This window comes from Rhizobium ecuadorense (genome assembly GCF_001187535.1).
GTDB classification, from domain to species: domain Bacteria; phylum Pseudomonadota; class Alphaproteobacteria; order Rhizobiales; family Rhizobiaceae; genus Rhizobium; species Rhizobium ecuadorense.
Genome location: NZ_LFIO01000948.1, coordinates 1 through 239, shown reverse-complemented (window position 1 = coordinate 239; position 239 = coordinate 1). Strand labels below are relative to the sequence as shown.

The following is a 239-nucleotide window of genomic DNA, read 5'->3' as shown; positions in this document are numbered from 1 at the left end:
GGCGTCGCGGGCGGTAGTCTCTACTTCAATGATGATGCCGAGGATGTTTTGACGGAAGCAGACCGAGCCTATAGCGACTTCAAGCATGCCGCGGATGAGTGCGCGAAAGCGAAATCACTCGACCTGCCCGTTGAAGAGGTGAAGGATACGCCGAGACGACCCGTCCCAGTTCTGCCGATTCCAAACCTGCATTTGAAGACTGCAAACATCGGTTCTGTCGTCTGGTGCACTGGATACAC

Annotated in this window: 1 pseudogene; it reads left to right on the top strand. The window is 55.2% G+C overall.

From position 1 onward, the window contains the following. Positions 1-239, top strand: a pseudogene (locus AF337_RS44480) (MSMEG_0569 family flavin-dependent oxidoreductase); the annotation flags it as partial.